This window comes from Candidatus Blochmanniella pennsylvanica str. BPEN (assembly GCF_000011745.1).
Lineage (GTDB): Bacteria > Pseudomonadota > Gammaproteobacteria > Enterobacterales > Enterobacteriaceae > Blochmanniella > Blochmanniella pennsylvanica.
The window spans coordinates 538,329-556,598 of the sequence record NC_007292.1; the positions used below are offsets into that span (position 1 = coordinate 538,329).

Here is an 18,270-nt window from a genome sequence, read left to right on the forward strand (position 1 = left end):
GAATTGTTTTAATTTTAGGTAATTATTTATGTTGAATTTTTTAAATATTTGCTCTAAAACTAGAAAAAGCTGGGTTTTGTTAATATTTACTGTTGTTATTTTAGAATTAATAGCCTTATATTTACAACACATTGTTTTAATAAAACCTTGCGTATTATGTGTTTACCAAAGATGCGCTTTGTGTGGTATAGGGATTGCTGGATTGATTGGAACAATTGCTCCATTTACTCCTTTAAGATTTTTTTCTATTCCGATTTGGATATACAGCGCTTGGAAAGGATTGTTGCTAGCTAAAGAATATACTGATATTCAATTACATCCATCCCCATTTTTCATGTGTGATTTGTTTGTCCAATTTCCTCATTGGTTACCTTTAAATAAGTGGTGGCCTAGTATGTTTGATGCTGATGGTGATTGCGCTGAATACAAATGGTACTTTTTATCATTAGAAATATCTCAATGGATGCTTATAATTTTTGCTAACTACTTAATAATAGCGATACTCGTATCGCTATCACAAATTATTGATCTCAAAAAATGGAATAATAAATAGAATATAAATAAAATTAATACCAATTTTTTATATTTAAGCACATATATATACTTATTTATACATAAAACACAAACATTATATATTATCATCGATATTTATTGCAGTTACCTACTACCCTAATTGCGTGCGTACTGAAAAATCAACATGAAATATACTGAGTAATCCTATCATATATTTGTTCAAAAAAATATTGTTGAACAAAACCAACTCAAATGTATATTGCACTACATAATACATACCTTCTGAAATAATATTATTATTAGTATTTCTTATTGTTTTAAAACTTTTATAAAGTATATATACTTTATTAATATCTAAAATTTTAAAAAGTAAAAATTATATTACCAATATACTATTATAATATAGTAACCTTAATCTCACGTTAAAAAAATATAACTGTCCTGATAATTTATAAAAAATAAACAATCATTAACATCGTACAATTTTAAATATGTCGTATTTACTACATCGATGAAATACATTATACTACAGCAGTTATTGAACTATGTATGGTCATTAATTAATTTTTATTGACAAGTCATCGTTTCACATATTCTACTATAGGCATAATAGTATTTTATACTTTAAAATAAAAATTAATATATATAAATCATAAAACGAATAATAAATAAACATACGTTCGTACAAATAATCGTGTTGCATATAAGTATATGCATATATATCTAAATTGTGAAAGATCAATGTGTCTATAAGCATAAAAGGGAGTAATTTTACATTATTGGTAATGCATGTCTATAGTACATGCATAGGGGTGATTCGTCGATCATTAGAAGAAAAAATAAAAAAAGCTCCCTTTTTTTTATTAAAAAACACTCCAGTTGTTATAGACGTTGGTAATCTTAATTATTGCAATAATTGGGATGCTCTATGTCGAACAATATCCGATGCTGGATTATTTATAGTTGGAGTATGTTGTTGTCATGATAACAAATTAAAAGAAACAATTATTCGTAGTGGAATACCTATTCTTACTCAAGGAACCTCTGTCAAATATAAATATTTTGCAGAATGCTTACAAAAAAACATCCCAATAATCTCTAAAACACAATTAATCAATACACCAATACGTTCTGGACAAAAAATATACGCTCGCAACAGAGATTTAATTATTATTGCAAATGTTAGCGCTGGAGCTGAAATTATTGCCGACGGAAATATCCATATTTATGGTACGATGAGAGGAAGGGTATTAGCCGGCGCCTCTGGTAGTAAAGAATCCCAAATTTTTTGTACTCATTTATCTCCTGAACTAGTATCTATTGGAGGACGTTATTGGCTAAGCGATCAAATTCCAAAAGAATTTTCAGGTAAACCAGTAAGACTTAGTTTAAAAGACGATATGCTTATCATTCAAAATTTATAATGTATCCTGCAATAAGGATTTGTTTATGACACGAATAATAGTTATTACTTCAGGAAAAGGAGGAGTAGGTAAAACAACATCAAGCGCAGCTCTCGCTACTGGACTGGCGCGTAAAGGTAAAAAAACCGCTGTCATTGATTTCGATATCGGATTGCGTAATCTTGATTTAGTTATGGGATGCGAACGTAGAGTAGTATATGATTTTATTAATGTCATCCAAGGTGAAGCCACTTTACATCAAGCATTAATTAAAGATAAACACACTGATTATTTATATATTCTACCTGCTTCACAAACACGTGATAAAAATTCTCTAACTCGGGTTGGAGTAGAAGAAATATTAAATAATCTTAATAAAATGAACTTTGAATTTATAATATGTGATTCTCCTGCAGGTATTGATAGCGGAGCTTTAACAGCTCTATATTTTGCAGACGAAGCCATTGTTACTACCAATCCAGAAATTTCATCAGTACATGACTCAGATCGCATACTGGGTATTTTAGCATCTAAGTCTAAACGTTCCGAAAATGGTATAGACACAATCAAAGAACACCTATTACTAACTCGATATAATCCTAGCCGCGTTCGACGAGGAGATATGCTTAGTTTAGAAGATGTAATAGAGATATTAAGAATTCCTGTACTAGGTGTTATACCAGAAGATAAATCAGTATTAAAAGCATCTAATCAAGGTGAACCAATCATTTTGGATTCAAAATCTCATGCAGGACAAGCCTATTCAGATACAGTAGATCGTTTGTTAGGTAATCCATGTCCTTTACGCTTTATTGAAGAAAAAAAACTCAATTTTTTTAAACGATTTTTCAAGAGATAATACTATTATGGTATTAGTAAATTTCTTTTTTTTTAGAAAAAAAACACCGGCCGACATCGCTAAAAAAAGACTACAAGAAATTGTTTCTGACCATAACATTAGAAATAATTTTGCTCCATATTTTTTACCTCAATTAAAAAAAGATTTAGTCCAAACAATAAGTAAATATATACATAATCCACGCATACTTTCAATCCAATTAGAAAAAAAAGACAACAATACATCTATTTTAAAATGTAAGATAATTTTTTTTAATGAAGAAACACAATAAATCGTACAATTAATACCAATCTTCAATTAAAAAATTCATCAATACTACTAATAAACAATCTTCTCTCAGTATAAAAAGATATTACATTAATATATAAAAAAATAAAATTATAACAACTTTGTTATATCTCCTTATTTTACTAATCAATATCCAATAAAAAAATTTTTATTACAAAAATCCAAATTACAGTAAAAAATAAAAAATACAACCATACCTTAATGTTACGAAACAATTCTATACATAATCATATTACAATTCCAAAATATAATAAATATATGTTTACTTACGTAAAAATTATTAAAATGTACAGGCAGCATCTAACATTATTAGATCATTAATAGCCATTATTAAAAACTAAATATCATTTTTCTTTACAACTACTACGTTACGTAAATAAACAGGTTGTGCCTGATTTGGATTAATAAATATTTTGTTTCTCCAATTACATATGCCTAAAGGCAACATGTCCTGTGCTTCAGGCGACATAACACTCTTCTTTAAGCTAATCACCCCAGGCACTCTTATGCATTTCAATACTAGATAGTTATTCCAACCTGTTCCTACAAGCGCCAAGTTACTCTGTAGCTTCTGGGAACCAGAATATATTAATTTTTTTGCAATTATCTCCGGCTTCGTAATAGACTCATTATCACTACGTATCCAATAACTATCGTCGCTCATTCGATAATAACGAGCCCAATACAACTCACCCATACGCGCATCAATAGTAGATATAACTTGTTTAACAGAAAAAATACGCCAAGCCCCCTGCGCTAGTACTTCCAAAGAAGATACCTCTACTAATGGTAAATCTGCTCCTAATGCTAAGCCTTGTGCGACGCTTATCCCAATACGTATCCCAGCAAAACTACCCGGTCCTCTATTAAATACAATACAATCCAAGGATTGTAAGGTAACACCTACTTCTATTAATAATTGATTAATCATAGGCAATATATTTTCTGAATGACTCCTTGGAGCTATAATTTTATGATCATATATGCTATGATTAATCATTATGGCAACAGAACACAATTCAGTGGTAGTATCAAAAGCCAAAATTTGAGTAGACATATCATGTAAATAAAAATGAAATTGTATAAAAAGAAAATTATAACTGCATTACATAATATATGTAATACTTATAGTAAAGTGTAAAATTTACTAAACCAACTAAAATCATTAAAACTAAAAAATTATATTAATATTTTAATCATTCAATGATATGATGATCAAGCATTTTAACACAACAATATAGATGTACTGATCATTTAATTTTTTAAAGTATTCTAAAATCCAATACATATACAATCATTAAATCTGATACATGCAACAACATAAATTTTAAATATTCTTCATTTTTAAAAAAAAATAACAATAAAATGTTATATGCATAATCAATATATATGCTTACAATCATAAAGGAAAAATCTGTTTTAAATGGGCATGCATCTTATAGAATTACCCTATCACCCTTATACTGTACTGAATCTTTTTGATCCTTTATCTAATACCCCATGGTCTATGTTATTGTATTCTGGTCATAATAATAAACACCCAGATAGTCGTTTTGATATATTAGTTACTCATCCAACTCTTACATTAACAACGCACAACAATATCACTACAATTTCTTATGATAAAAATCATCAAATTGATAATACAGACCCATTTATCTTACTAAAAAAATATATTCATATCATGAATATGAAACCAGAAAATAACTGTCAATTACCATTTCAAGGTGGATTTTTAGGTGTATTTGGATATGATCTCGCAAGATATATTGAATCAATGCCAAAATTAGCAGAACAAGACCTTTCGTTCCCAGATATGGCAATAGGTTTGTATCGCTGGGCGATCATTGCGGATCATAAACTTTGTAAAAATTATCTTGTTACTCACGACGATCCTAATCAAATATTGACCTGGGTATATACACAACAACATATATATAACAATCATGTTTCTAATACATCATTCAATCTCATACAACCATGGAAAAGTAACATTAGTCGATCTGAATATAAGCAAAAATTCCATACTATCCAAAAACATATAATTTCAGGAAATTGCTATCAAGTATGTCTTTCTCAACGTTTCTCTGCTCCATATATAGGAGATGAATGGATAGCATTTCGTTATCTGTTACATTATAATCACGCACCTTTTTCAGCTTTTGTTCGACTACCAAACAAATTAAGTATACTCAGTTTATCTCCAGAACGCTTTCTAAGGTTACATAATACAAAAATTAAAACTCAACCTATTAAAGGTACGTTACCTAGATTAAAAAACGCACAAGATGATTATCACCAAATTATTAAATTATCTAAATCTACAAAAAATCAATCAGAAAATTTAATGATTGTCGATTTATTAAGAAATGATATTGGAAAAGTAGCTGTTCCGGGCAGTATTCATGTATCTAAATTATTTGATATTCGATCATTTCCAGGAGTACATCATATGATCAGTACCATTACAGGAGAACTTTCTAATAATTTTTCTGCTTGTGACTTATTACGTGCATGTTTTCCAGGAGGATCTATAATTGGAGCCCCAAAAATTCAAGTTATGCAATTAATTGAACAACTTGAACCACAACGCCGGAACGTTTGGTCTGGAAGTATTGGATACTTAAGTTGTTGTGGCAATATGGATACCAATATTGCTATCAGAACAATATTAGCTGAAAGACAATATCTATTTTGTTCAGTAGGAAGCGGTATTATTTTTGACAGCGATGAAGAAACAGAATATCAAGAAATGCAATACAAAATCTCTACTTTATTGCTACCACTACTAAAAAAATTTTATTTAAAATAACTGCTTTAAATCAACAATTCATAGTATCACACATACATATGTGTATATGTAACAATACTATTTATTAATGCGTATCATTAAAAAATAAAAGGCATTCTATTTCTACTAATTCAATACGATACTCTATCATTTTTCGAATTATAAAACGCCATCTATTAATTGTTAACACATCGCCCTCTTTTGGTATACGATCGCAACGGGATAATAACAGGCCAGCTAAAGAAGCTACATGATCACAAACATGCACCAAATCATGAGCCTGCAACGCCTGTTGCAATGCATGCAAATCCATACTACCTTTTGCTAACCAACCTGTCCCATTATTAATTATCTCAATTTCTGGTGTTTCATCTTCATCAGGAAATTCACCAGCTATGGCTTCTAATACATCCAAAGGGGTTATTAATCCTTGAATAATACCAAATTCATTAGATACAACAACCATACTTCCTTTTGCACGCCGCAATTCTTTTAATAAATTTAAGACATCCAAAGTTTCTGGAACTACAATGGGCAAATTTTCTGAAGCATGTGTTTCTAATTGCTCTCCATTAGCAATAGCCGCCATTAAATCTTTAGCACGAACAATGCCTATTAATTGATCCAATTCACCGTTACATACTGGAAACATATTATGAGGAGTATTCATTAACGTAGAATATAACTCTTGCACGGGTTTTTGAGAATCTAACCACGAAATTTCATTTCGAGGAGTCATTATGCTTCGTAAGGTACGTGAAGCTAACGATAATACTCCAGTAATCATATGGCGCTCCTCTTCAGCAAAATGTGTTTTTGATAAAAGAAGTGAAGAATTTTTCTCTGTATCAAAATCCCATTGAGCTGTATTACCACCCATTAACCTCATAATCGCCTCTGCTGTGCGTTCACGCATTGATTTAGTTGATTGACCCTTCATGGAATTACAGTGAGCAATTTGATTAAATAATTCAATTAATACCGAAAATCCAATAGCAACATATAAATAACCTTTTGGTATATAAAATCCAATTCCCTCTGCAATTAAACTCAAACCAATAATTAATAAAAAACTTAAACACAAAACTACTACAGTCTGATGACTATTAATGAAATTAGTTAATAAACGAGATGATAGCGACATTATTAGTACTGCTATAACAACTGCTATTATCATTATTGTCAAATTCTCTACTGTACCAACAGCCGTTATTACTGCATCGAGAGAAAAAATAGCATCAAAAACTACAATTTGTATCACTACTACCCAAAAACTAGCATATCCACGACTAGTGTGATTATGTACTTTATGTTCTAATTGTTGATGTAATTCAGTAGTTGCTTTAAACAAAAGAAACATGCCACCAAATAATAAAATTAAATCTCTACCAGAAAATGAAAAAGTAGCAATTTTGCACAATGGTTTTGTAAGAGTAACAAACCATGAAATCAAAGATAATAATGCGATACGCATTATTAATGCTAACGTTAACCCAATAATACATGCACGTTCACGTTGTTTTTTTGGAAGTTTATCTGTTAAAATAGCAATAAAAACCAAATTATCGACGCCAAGTACAATTTCTAAAATTATTAACGTTAAGAATCCTATCCACATTGATATGTCTGTTAAAAATTCCATGATAATCTCCATTGAACATTAGATAACAAATCGTCTCATGGCATATTTATATTAAACATATTAAAATATCTGATTACATAATGAAGTTGTCAGCAATAAATTAAACACGATCAAAATACAAGTTTGTACAAAGGAGGGCATTGATAAAAATTAAAAATATGTTATGTATAATCATAAATTATGTGGATATCACTTACATAATAAGATCATTATTATGGAATAATATAAAACATCTCTTCAAATTATTGAAAATAAATGCTTTAACATTAAAGATAATGTATCATTATGACAAAAAAGACAGTATAATATACTCGTTGATTTTTTGCAGTACATCAAGTTTATTTTGATTCTGTATTGTCCGTTGACTGAAACAAAAATCAGAAAATAATCTAAACTATTATAGTGATACAATTTTTACTTTTACATATCAAAGCAATGTTAACCTATATAGGATAACATTAAAAACAATTCCTTGTTATTTTAAGAATTAAAATAACAAGGAATTGCTAAAAACATACAAAAGAGGAAAAAGTAGTGACTATTGCTATTATATTAGGAGCTCATGGTTCTGTATCTAAAAAATTGATTGAAACCACTGAAATGATCATAGGAAAACAACAAAATGTTGCATGGGTTGATCTATTACCCGAAGAAAATACTAAAATATTAATTGAAAAATATCATGCACATCTATCAAATCTTAATAAAAGCGCAGGGGTATTATTTTTGGTGGACACCTGGGGAGGCAGCCCGTTTAATGCCGCTCATAGCATCGTGTTAAATAAAGAAAAATACGATATCGTTACAGGAATGAATATCCCTATGTTAATAGAAGTTTTCATGGCACGCGACAATATCCATTCCTTTCAAGAGCTAATACAAATAGCATTAAAATCTGGTCATGAAAGTATAAAATCAGTAAATTACTCCCTAACTCACACCCATTTATACAATGAAAAAGACATTACTAAACACGCCACCGTACCTAAACCTAATAAACTATCAGATAAAAATAACAAAAACCATATGATCATTTGCTTAGCACGTATTGACGATAGATTGATTCATGGACAGGTAGTAACTCGTTGGGCTAAAGAATACAATATTAAACGCATCATAGTAGTAAACGACGAAGTATCTAAAGATATGATCCGAAAAACTTTACTTACTCAAGTAACTCCCCCCGGAATAACTGCTCATGTTCTAGATATCAATAAAACTATACGTGTATACAATAATCCTAAATATGCCGGAGATAAAGTGATAATGTTATTCACTAATCCTACAGATGTTTTACGTCTTTTTGAGGGCGGCATTCCTATCAATTCAGTAAATATTGGAGGAATGGCTTTTTATAAAGATAAAAAACAAATAAATAATGCTATATCAGTAAATAACACAGATATTGAAGCTTTTAAAAAACTCGATCAATATGGCATTGAATTAGAAGTACGTAAAGTGCCATCAGATCCATCATTAAAAATGATGCAATTAATAAAAAAAATAAATAATTCTTAATTAATTAGATGTACAATTTTATTTAATAAATTCATGTAAACGCTATATTTTATTTTCATATATTTAGGAAATGAAATGGAAATTAACACACTTCAAATTATTTTATTGTTCATTACATCTTGTGTTATCGGAATGGGCTCAATACTTGACGAATTTCAATGCCATAGACCGTTAATAGCATGCACGCTAACCGGATTAATTTTAGGAGATATAAAAACTGGAATCATTATTGGAGGCACGCTAGAAATGATAGCACTAGGATGGATGAATATAGGAGCTGCTGTAGCACCCGATACTGCTTTAGCTTCAATTATCTCTACTATTTTAGTCATTATGGGGCAACAACCTATCGGAGCAGGAATCGCTTTAGCAATTCCATTAGCCGCTACCGGACAAGTATTAACCATTATTGTGCGCACTATTACTGTAGCATTTCAACACGCCGCTGACAAAGCAGCTGAACACTGTAATATGAAAATTTTAAGTTGGATTCATATTACAGCTCTTATGTTGCAAGCTATGCGGGTTTCAATTCCAGCAACTATTGTTGGAGTTTCCGTTGGAACTGAAACAGTGCACTCTATGCTCCATGCTATTCCAGAAGTGATAACTAATGGTTTAAATATTGCTGGAGGTATTATTGTTGTAGTTGGTTATGCTATGGTTATAAATATGATGCGCACCGGATATTTAATGCCGTTTTTTTATTTAGGATTTGTTATTACAGCCTTTACCGATTTCAATTTAGTCGCATTGGGTATCATTGGTATAATTCTGGCCATCCTGTACATTCAATTGTCTCCACGTTATAATCAAGTTAAAAATCAAAATCTTTCTAAACAAACTGTTCAATCCGCAAGTAATCTTGATGACGAACTAGATTAATAAGACTAGATTAATAGGTAATCATAATGATTAATAATCCTCAAAAAATCCATACTAAAACAAAAACAATAAAATTAAAGAAAAATGATATACGTGCGGTTTTTATTCGTTCTAATATTTTTCAAGGATCTTGGAATTTTGAACGTATGCAAGCATTAGGATTTTGTTTTTCTATGATTCCAGTAATCCGACGTTTATACCCAAAAAATAGCAAAGATCAAAAAGAAGCAATTAAACGACATTTAGAATTTTTTAATACGCACCCATATGTCGCTGCGCCTATATTAGGAGTCACTATGGCCATGGAAGAACAAAAAGCTAATGGTGCTACTACTATAGATAATGCTTCTATCAATGGTTTAAAAGTTGGGCTAATGGGACCTTTAGCTGGAGTTGGTGATCCGATATTTTGGGGAACTGCTAGACCAGTATTTGCTGCCCTAGGAGCAGGAATTGCTATAGGTGGGAATTTGCTAGGTCCGTGTCTATTTTTTATTTTGTTCAACACGGCTAGACTAGCTACTCGTTATTATGGTATTACGTATGGTTACAAAAAAGGAATCAGCGTTGTTAATGATATGAAAGGAGGGGTTTTACAAAAATTGACAGAAGGTTCTTCAATTTTAGGTTTATTTGTTATGGGAGCATTAGTTAACAAATGGACACATGTAAACATACCGTGCGTTCTTTCTACAATTACTGATAATGATGGAAATACAATAGTAACAACTGTACAAAATATTTTAGATCAGCTCATGCCTGGATTCGTTCCTTTATTATTAACGTTTGCTTGTATGTGGTTACTGAATAAGAAAGTAAATGCACTATGGATTATCATAGGATTTTTTGGGATCGGAATTGTTGGATACTGGTCAAGATTATTAAGTCTTTAACAAGAAATTTAGAGCTACAAAAAAAATAAGAGAACCTTTTTTAATATTAATTAATACTTTTACTTCTTAGGTTCTCTTATTTTTTGTAGCTCTAACACACTATCACAGCAGTAACCATCATCCATTTTTTAAGATCTTTACCAAAATTACTAAATTAACACATTAGTACCGCATCTTATCTTCTATACCCTACCTACACACATTTTAAACTTTAAAAAAGTACTATGTATTTCACATCAACAGTAAATTTGTACTATGATACTCGCTGTTTGTTTTCAAAATACCCTTATTTTATATTTTATATAAATACACATATATTAACCATCATATATCATAAAGCCGTCACGTTTACAGCAGATGGGCCTTTGTGTCCATCTTGAATTTCAAATTCTACGCTTTGACCTTCAGACAAAGTCTTAAATCCATTTCCTTGAATGGCAGAAAAATGTACAAATACATCTTTGCTCCCATCTGACGGTGTAATAAAACCAAAACCTTTAGATTCATTAAACCATTTTACTTGACCTTTAATTTTTGCCATCTTACGTATTTCCTTTAGAGTGTTTACATTTGCCGTAACAGCGATTAAAAGACAAACCAGAGTTATTATTCTCGTGAAACATTCAAATAAGAGGAAATTATATTATTCATACATAACACTTCTTTACTGAAGTTATCAAAATACTACTTATATACGGAAGCATATCTCGGTTTACCTGACATTCGATCACTGAATCTTACGTTTCAGTGATCCTACTAATAATATATAAAAATCTTTCATTCACATTTTCACTATCATCATTGACAAAAATAATGCAAAAAAAACATACTAAAAATAACGATGCAATTCAGCGCACTCACTATATAAACCAATTTATTCAATTAATAATAATGTCTAAAAGATTTTACACATAAATAAAGAACTACTCTACATTACTATTTCTACCATATAAAACCCAAAAACAAAACAAATTTTTTCGTTATTTTAGAACATAACTAAATTAAAATAAAAATTTCTATAAAAACATTGCACTCACACTAAATGCTACGGGTAAGATAGCATTTATTTTTTACTTTGTAAATCATATGACACATAACCCTGTACATAAACTCATAAAAACAATCATTTTCATCTTTAATCAAAATTATTTATTTAAAAAAATAAGACGACTTATTTAAATAAGTACCATGTTGTAACGCTTCTATCCGTTTATCTAAAGATGGATGAGATGCGAACAAATCACTTAATATACTTTTTTTTACACTATTAATATACAAAGTAGTAATATGATTAGATGTGTTAAGTGTATAACTATGTTTTAATTCTTGTAAGGCAGCAATAACATTTCTGCATCCTACTAATTTAGCAGCACCAGCATCCGCATAAAATTCACGATAACGAGAAAACCAAAACACGATGATACTAGCAAACATGCCGAACACAACTTCTAAAATTATTGACACAATAATATACACCATAGAATTGTTTATATCACAATGATTACTACTGCGAACATCAAACTGCTCATCATTTTGGTCATTTATAAAAGAAGTCCAATAAAAGACCATCGCGGCAAGACTACGTGATACAAAAATCACAAAAGTATTAATTATACCTTGAATAAGAGTCATAGTAATCATATCGCCAGAAGCGATATGATTCATTTCATGAGCAACAACAGCCTCAATTGACTCTGTATTCATATTTTTTAAAAGACCAGTACTAACGGCTATTAATGCCGAATTTCTTCTTGCTCCCGTAGCAAAAGCATTCATATCTATAGAATCGTAAATTGCCAACTGTGGTGCAACAATATTTAATTTCTTAGCCTGAACATTTATTATTTTCAATAATAAATGCTCTACATCATTAGATGCTTGACTAATGATCAATCCATTAACTGCAGATAAAGCTATAGATTTAGATAATAATAAGGAAATAAACGCTCCTCCGAAACCAAATATTCCAGCCATTTTCATTAATTCAAATGTAGTAGAGGACCAACATCCCAGTAAGCTCAATATACTACCAAATAATATCATTACTGATAAATTAGTAATTAAAAACAATATAATGCGCATCATAAAAACCATCTTCCTCTTTACTAAAGATACCTAAATATTTAAATAATATCTAGATATAGATAATTTCAATTTTTAAAGAATCTTTTATATACAATAAAAACACTTCTACATGAAAGTTTTAAACAATTAAAAACATCCAATTGTTACAAATATCTTTTTTAAAAATAAAAAATTTTAAACTTCTATTAATTAGAATAGACACATTAATGATCACTATAATATATAAAATCATTACGTATAAAATTTATATTCATTCCAAAAACGACCATCTTTAGCAATCATTGTCACAGAATCTGTAGGCCCCCAAGTACCAGCTTGATAAAGCTTGGGAGCGTTATTTTCCAATTCCCAAGCTTGCACAATAGAATCAACCCATTTCCAAGCACCTTCTATTTCATCACAACGAACGAATAATGCTTGAATACCACGCATAGTCTCTAACAATAATCGTTCATATGCATCAATTACATGTTCTGGACAAAAATCTTTATAAAAACTTAAATTTAATTTGGTAGTACGTAATCGATGTTTATGGCCTAATCCGGGTACTTTATTCAAAATTTGAACATCTATCCCTTCATCTGGCTGTAATCGAATAGTCAACTTATTGTTAGGTAAGTCTTTATACGAATCAGAAAATAAATTAATTATTGGTTTTTTAAAAAAAATTACAATTTCAGAACATTTAATCGGTAACCTTTTCCCAGTACGTAGATAAAATGGCACACCAGTCCAACGCCAATCATCTATGTTGACACAAATAGATACAAATGTTTCAGTATTGCTGCTTTTATTAGCCCCTTCTTCTTCTAAATAACCAGGTACTGGTTTCCCTTGAATAAAACCAGACGTATATTGTCCACGCACCGTAACATCATGTACATTATTACAATTAATTTTCCTCAACGAATGAAGCACTTTAACTTTTTCATCTCGAATACAGTCAGCGCTTAAATTAGTTGGGGGTGACATAGCTATGATGGTCAAAATCTGTAATAAATGACTTTGTATCATATCACGCATTTGCCCTACCGAATCAAAATATTTCCAACGACCTTCAATACCTACTTCTTCCGCCACAGTAATCTGCACATGATCAATAGTATTATTATCCCAATTTGAAGAAAATAAATAGTTCGCAAAACGTAATGCCAATAAGTTCAAAACTGTTTCTTTTCCTAAATAATGATCAATGCGATAAATTTGCTTTTCCTCAAAATATTCTGATATCTGCGCATTAATAATACGAGCAGAAGTTAAATTAGTACCCAACGGTTTTTCTATGACTACACGATTTGATTTTTTATTTAATCCAATAGTACTTAACCCTTTACATATAACACCAAACGTGTCAGGAGGCATAGCAAGATAATTTACTGTCTCTATATCTATGCTCTTTAGCTTATCTAACAACAAAACAAATCGTTCAGTTTGATATACATCCAAATTACAAAAATCAAGTCGTGCTCTAAACACATTCCATAGCGATTCATCAATGGGGTCTGGCATAAATGTTTTTAAAGCAACATATACGACTTCGATATACATAATAAGACTCCATTCTGCACGACCTACTCCTATAATACGTGTGTCAGGATGAATAGCGCCTATTTTTTCTAATTGATATAATGATGGAAACAATTTTCTGCGTGCCAAATCACCTTTTGCTCCAAAAATAATTAAATTACATGCTCGAGTGATAGATGTTGATCTCATATTTATTCTCTGATATGTCAGATGAATATAAATCTTTAATATTCATCATATATAGGTAGGTTATATAACAAGTATAAACTTGTTATATTTAATCAAAATACAATAATAAGTAGCTTAGTTAAATTTAGGTTTATAAACGTAATAACCTGTAAAAAATTAAGCATCATTTATAATATTGATATTAATTGTCTTTATATTTTCGCAATTTTTTTAAAAAATTTTTACATTTTTTAAGATATATCATCAAACGACATATCCAAAAAATTAATATTCCTAAATATTAATAAAATATATAATAGTACATATTTTATAATAACTGAATTAACGTATCACAAGTTTGTTCATAATTAAATAATTTATTTTATATTAAAAAATCCTATCTACTACAATTGCAATTATCTATGTTTTTATTTAATCGATAGATTATCATTAATATTTATAATATTAGATGTTATTGCATGAATGTTGCTAATATTTCCAAAAAATTTAATTAATTATTTTATAAATATCGAGAACAAATATTCTATATTTAATAGATATACTATCATATAGTATATTAAAATTTAATATAAAATAAACATAAATTATAATACATTAATAACATAATTAATGATCGCCACACTTTAATATTGGTTATTTAAATTTAAGTTGCATAAGGAACTATTATGTCCCAACAATTGAGAAGAACTAAAATTATCGCTACTTTAGGCCCTGCTACAGATAAAGGTAACAATCTTGAAAAAATAATTATCTCAGGAGCAAATATCGTACGACTAAATTTTTCTCATGGAAAAACACAAGAACATTTTGTCCGAGCAGAAAAAGTACGCGAAATCGCTTCCAAACTAAGTACATATATTGCTATTCTTGGTGATTTACAAGGCCCTAAAATCCGTATCTCAACTTTTCAGGGAAACGAAATACATTTAAAATCTGGAGATAACTTTTTAATTGATACCATGATGACAAACAATAATAAAAGTAATCACAAATGCGTAGGTGTTGATTACGAAGAACTCGCACAAGACGTATACCCAGAAGATTTACTTCTATTAGATGATGGGAGAATTCAATTAAAAGTTATAACAATCCATAATACTAAAATATATACTAAAGTAATTATTGGAGGTACATTATACAACAATAAAGGCTTAAACAAATTAGGAGGAGGGCTTTCAGCGAAAGTCTTAACAAACAAGGACAAAATTGATATTATCACCGCGGCTCAAATTGGAGTTGACTACCTAGCAATATCATTTCCTCGTAGCAGTATAGATTTAAATTGTGCACGAAAATTAATTGCCGATGCTGGTAGTCATGCAAAAATTATTTCTAAAATAGAACGCGCAGAAGTAGTTGCATCCGACGAAACAATAGATGACATCATTCATGCATCAGACGCAGTTATGGTAGCCCGAGGAGATTTAGGAGTAGAAATTGGAGAACCAGAACTAGTGGGTGTACAAAAAAAAATAATACAAAGAGCACGCGCTCTTAATCGCGCAGTCATTACTGCAACTCAAATGATGGAATCTATGGTTCATAATTCTATGCCTACTCGCGCAGAAGTAATGGACGTAGCCAATGCAGTATTGGATGGTACTGACGCGGTTATGTTATCCGCTGAAACTGCTACAGGTCAATATCCATCTGAAACTGTAGCAGCTATGGCTAATGTATGTTTGGGTGCCGAAAAAATTTCAAACATCAATTTTTTATCAGACATCAATCAAAAAAAAAAAATTGATGATATCGAAGAAGCTATCGCTATATCGGCAATGTACACTGCCAATCATCTAGCAGGAGTAAGTGCAATTATCGTTTTGACTGAATTTGAGAGTACTACGTTATTAATGTCTCGTATCAATTCAAAATTACCTATTTTTGCGCTATCCCAACACAAACACACCTTAAATATAGTTACTCTTTACAAAGGAGTTATTCCTATTTATTTTAATAGAACAGGGAATAACGTGATAGATGCCAAATATGCTAGTAATTTATTACGTGACAAAGGACTTCTTCTATCTGGTGAATTAGTAGTTGTGATACAAAATGATATATACAATAAATGTGATGTAATTAATATTAGTCACATTTTACAAGTAGAATAATTATCATGGATTGAAATATTTTTTCCAATTAAATGAAAATTCATAATATCGTTACACATATAATATGTAATATTACTTAAAAAACCCCGCATGCATGTGCATAAACTATCTTAAAAAAGAAACTAAATAAAAACCATATTGCTTAAAAAATTATAAAATTAAATACATCTAATCAAAACATAAGTGAGGAAGCATTTCTTTTACTTGATTTAAATATATCGTACGTTCATGTCCTAATAACTTCTCAAAATTTAATAATGTAGTAGTTAATGGGTTTACGGGACGATGATTGATCCATATTTCAAAATGTAAATGAGGCCCTGTCGATCGACCCGTATTTCCAGATAGCGCTATGTTGTCACCTAATTTCACTCTTTGTCCAGGTTTAACTAATAACTTTTTTAAATGCATATATCGAGTTGTACAATGACAATTGTGCCTAATTGCCACATAATTACCAGCAATTTTACTATATGCGCTGACGATAACTTCTCCATCTCCTACAGATACAACAGGGGTACCTATTGGAACGGCGAAATCAACTCCAGCATGGGGGGATACTTGACCAGTCACAGGATTCAATCTATTTAAATTAAAATTAGAAGACACACGAAATGGTTTTAATGTAGGAAATCGTATAAAATTACCCCCTAATCTTACAGCTTCACGATCATACAATTTACCGTTATTTGCGCGAAACACATAGTAGTCTTTACCAGCAGTACACAATCTCGCTCCAAGTAATTTACTTTTAATACTATGATCATCATTCATCATTATTGATATTAATACAGAAAATCTATCTCCCTGATGTAGTTTGTGAAAATCTAATTGATATTGTAATGCATTGGTTATATCCATAATACAATTTTCCTCTATACCTAAAGAACGAGCGCTATCAATAAATGTTCCACTTAATTTACCTATAAATAAAATTGAAGGAGATAACCCATCATTTAATTGATTTGAAAATCTAATAATTCCTTCTGTAAAACTAGTATTCATGCGATTGTAGACACGAATTTCCTGCGGAAAAATATCCCACACTAAACATTGTAATTTTTTTTTTGTAATTATTATCCAAGAAAGTATTTGCCCCGTTTTTATCTGTCTTAATACTGGATACTGTTGTAGTAAAAGAGTAATTTCAGAAGCATCGATACCATTGTTACTATATTTTATTAAAATTTTACTCAATATCTCATTCTGAGATACTGTATAGTTATACATGTTTATGTCTCTTAATGATTCATTAAAACACCAGTGTTTCTTCAAAATATTAGAATGAACCATCACATTATTGAAAAATTTTCCATTTTTCATAATTTCAAATTGATGAAACTCATGGTTCTTAATAAGAAGTGCTTTGCTAGAATTTTTTTTATTTTTATTCAACATACATGAAGTAAAAACTTCACAAACCATTACAATCACAATCATTAACAGAAACACAAATACCATTACAAAATAATGTTTATACATATAACGATATAATAACTTAATAGAACTAACAATAATACTACGCACTAATTAATAGCCTATATTACGATCTCCAACAAAAAG

Annotated in this window: 15 protein-coding genes; 9 read left to right on the plus strand and 6 right to left on the minus strand. The window is 30.1% G+C overall.

What is annotated here, in order from left to right; translation table 11 throughout:
- Positions 1-28 precede the first annotated feature (28 nt).
- The 4 genes from dsbB (at position 29) to minE (ending at position 3,046) form a co-directional block, all read left to right on the plus strand.
- Positions 29-553 (plus strand): disulfide bond formation protein DsbB, encoded by a 525-nt coding sequence (gene dsbB, locus BPEN_RS02225; RefSeq protein ID WP_011282981.1) that lies wholly within the window; start codon positions 29-31, stop codon positions 551-553.
- A gap of 703 nt (positions 554-1,256) precedes the next feature.
- The gene (gene minC / locus BPEN_RS02230; protein WP_011282982.1) at positions 1,257-1,937 is read left to right on the plus strand and encodes a septum site-determining protein MinC; all 681 of its coding nucleotides are present in this window, start codon (positions 1,257-1,259) and stop codon (positions 1,935-1,937) included.
- A 25-nt stretch (positions 1,938-1,962) separates the two neighbouring features.
- On the plus strand, positions 1,963-2,775 hold the full coding sequence (gene minD / locus BPEN_RS02235) for a septum site-determining protein MinD (protein ID WP_011282983.1): 813 nt from the start codon (positions 1,963-1,965) through the stop codon (positions 2,773-2,775).
- Between the two features lie 7 nt (positions 2,776-2,782).
- Positions 2,783-3,046, plus strand: a complete 264-nt coding sequence (gene minE, locus BPEN_RS02240) for a cell division topological specificity factor MinE (RefSeq protein WP_011282984.1) — start codon at positions 2,783-2,785, stop codon at positions 3,044-3,046.
- 354 nt (positions 3,047-3,400) lie between these two features.
- Here minE and tsaB read toward each other — a convergent pair whose 3' ends face one another.
- Positions 3,401-4,120 (minus strand): tRNA (adenosine(37)-N6)-threonylcarbamoyltransferase complex dimerization subunit type 1 TsaB, encoded by a 720-nt coding sequence (gene tsaB, locus BPEN_RS02245; protein WP_011282985.1) that lies wholly within the window; start codon positions 4,118-4,120, stop codon positions 3,401-3,403.
- Positions 4,121-4,486: 366 nt separating this feature from the next.
- Between tsaB and pabB the strand changes: the two genes are divergently transcribed.
- Positions 4,487-5,875: an aminodeoxychorismate synthase component I gene (gene pabB, locus BPEN_RS02250; protein WP_011282986.1), complete on the plus strand. Its 1,389-nt coding sequence runs from the start codon at positions 4,487-4,489 to the stop codon at positions 5,873-5,875.
- Positions 5,876-5,939: 64 nt separating this feature from the next.
- Here pabB and BPEN_RS02255 read toward each other — a convergent pair whose 3' ends face one another.
- Positions 5,940-7,496 carry a TerC family protein gene (locus BPEN_RS02255; protein ID WP_011282987.1) on the minus strand — a complete coding sequence of 519 codons (1,557 nt, stop codon included), beginning with the start codon at positions 7,494-7,496 and terminating at the stop codon, positions 5,940-5,942.
- 534 nt (positions 7,497-8,030) lie between these two features.
- Between BPEN_RS02255 and manX the strand changes: the two genes are divergently transcribed.
- The 3 genes from manX to BPEN_RS02270 all read left to right on the plus strand — a co-directional run bounded on the left by manX (position 8,031) and on the right by BPEN_RS02270 (position 10,792).
- A complete protein-coding gene (gene manX, locus BPEN_RS02260; RefSeq protein ID WP_011282988.1) occupies positions 8,031-9,014 on the plus strand; it encodes a PTS mannose transporter subunit IIAB in 984 nt (327 codons plus the stop codon).
- Between the two features lie 75 nt (positions 9,015-9,089).
- On the plus strand, positions 9,090-9,899 hold the full coding sequence (locus BPEN_RS02265) for a PTS mannose/fructose/sorbose transporter subunit IIC (RefSeq protein WP_011282989.1): 810 nt from the start codon (positions 9,090-9,092) through the stop codon (positions 9,897-9,899).
- Positions 9,900-9,925: 26 nt separating this feature from the next.
- Complete coding sequence (locus BPEN_RS02270) at positions 9,926-10,792, plus strand: PTS mannose transporter subunit IID (RefSeq protein WP_011282990.1); 867 nt, start codon at positions 9,926-9,928, stop codon at positions 10,790-10,792.
- Positions 10,793-11,123: 331 nt separating this feature from the next.
- On the opposite strand, the gene cspE is transcribed toward BPEN_RS02270, so the two are convergent.
- From cspE to zwf, 3 genes are all read right to left on the minus strand, one after another.
- Positions 11,124-11,333 carry a transcription antiterminator/RNA stability regulator CspE gene (cspE, locus tag BPEN_RS02275; RefSeq protein ID WP_011282991.1) on the minus strand — a complete coding sequence of 70 codons (210 nt, stop codon included), beginning with the start codon at positions 11,331-11,333 and terminating at the stop codon, positions 11,124-11,126.
- Between the two features lie 608 nt (positions 11,334-11,941).
- On the minus strand, positions 11,942-12,877 hold the full coding sequence (gene htpX, locus BPEN_RS02280; RefSeq protein ID WP_011282992.1) for a protease HtpX: 936 nt from the start codon (positions 12,875-12,877) through the stop codon (positions 11,942-11,944).
- Between the two features lie 231 nt (positions 12,878-13,108).
- A complete protein-coding gene (gene zwf / locus BPEN_RS02285) occupies positions 13,109-14,593 on the minus strand; it encodes a glucose-6-phosphate dehydrogenase (RefSeq protein ID WP_011282993.1) in 1,485 nt (494 codons plus the stop codon).
- A gap of 665 nt (positions 14,594-15,258) precedes the next feature.
- On the opposite strand from zwf, the gene pyk reads away from it, so the two are divergent.
- Positions 15,259-16,707, plus strand: coding sequence for a pyruvate kinase (gene pyk, locus BPEN_RS02290; RefSeq protein WP_011282994.1), 1,449 nt, complete (start codon positions 15,259-15,261; stop codon positions 16,705-16,707).
- 168 nt (positions 16,708-16,875) lie between these two features.
- Here pyk and mepM read toward each other — a convergent pair whose 3' ends face one another.
- Entirely contained in the window at positions 16,876-18,234 is a 1,359-nt protein-coding gene (gene mepM / locus BPEN_RS02295) for a murein DD-endopeptidase MepM (protein ID WP_011282995.1), read from the minus strand.
- Positions 18,235-18,270 lie beyond the last annotated feature (36 nt).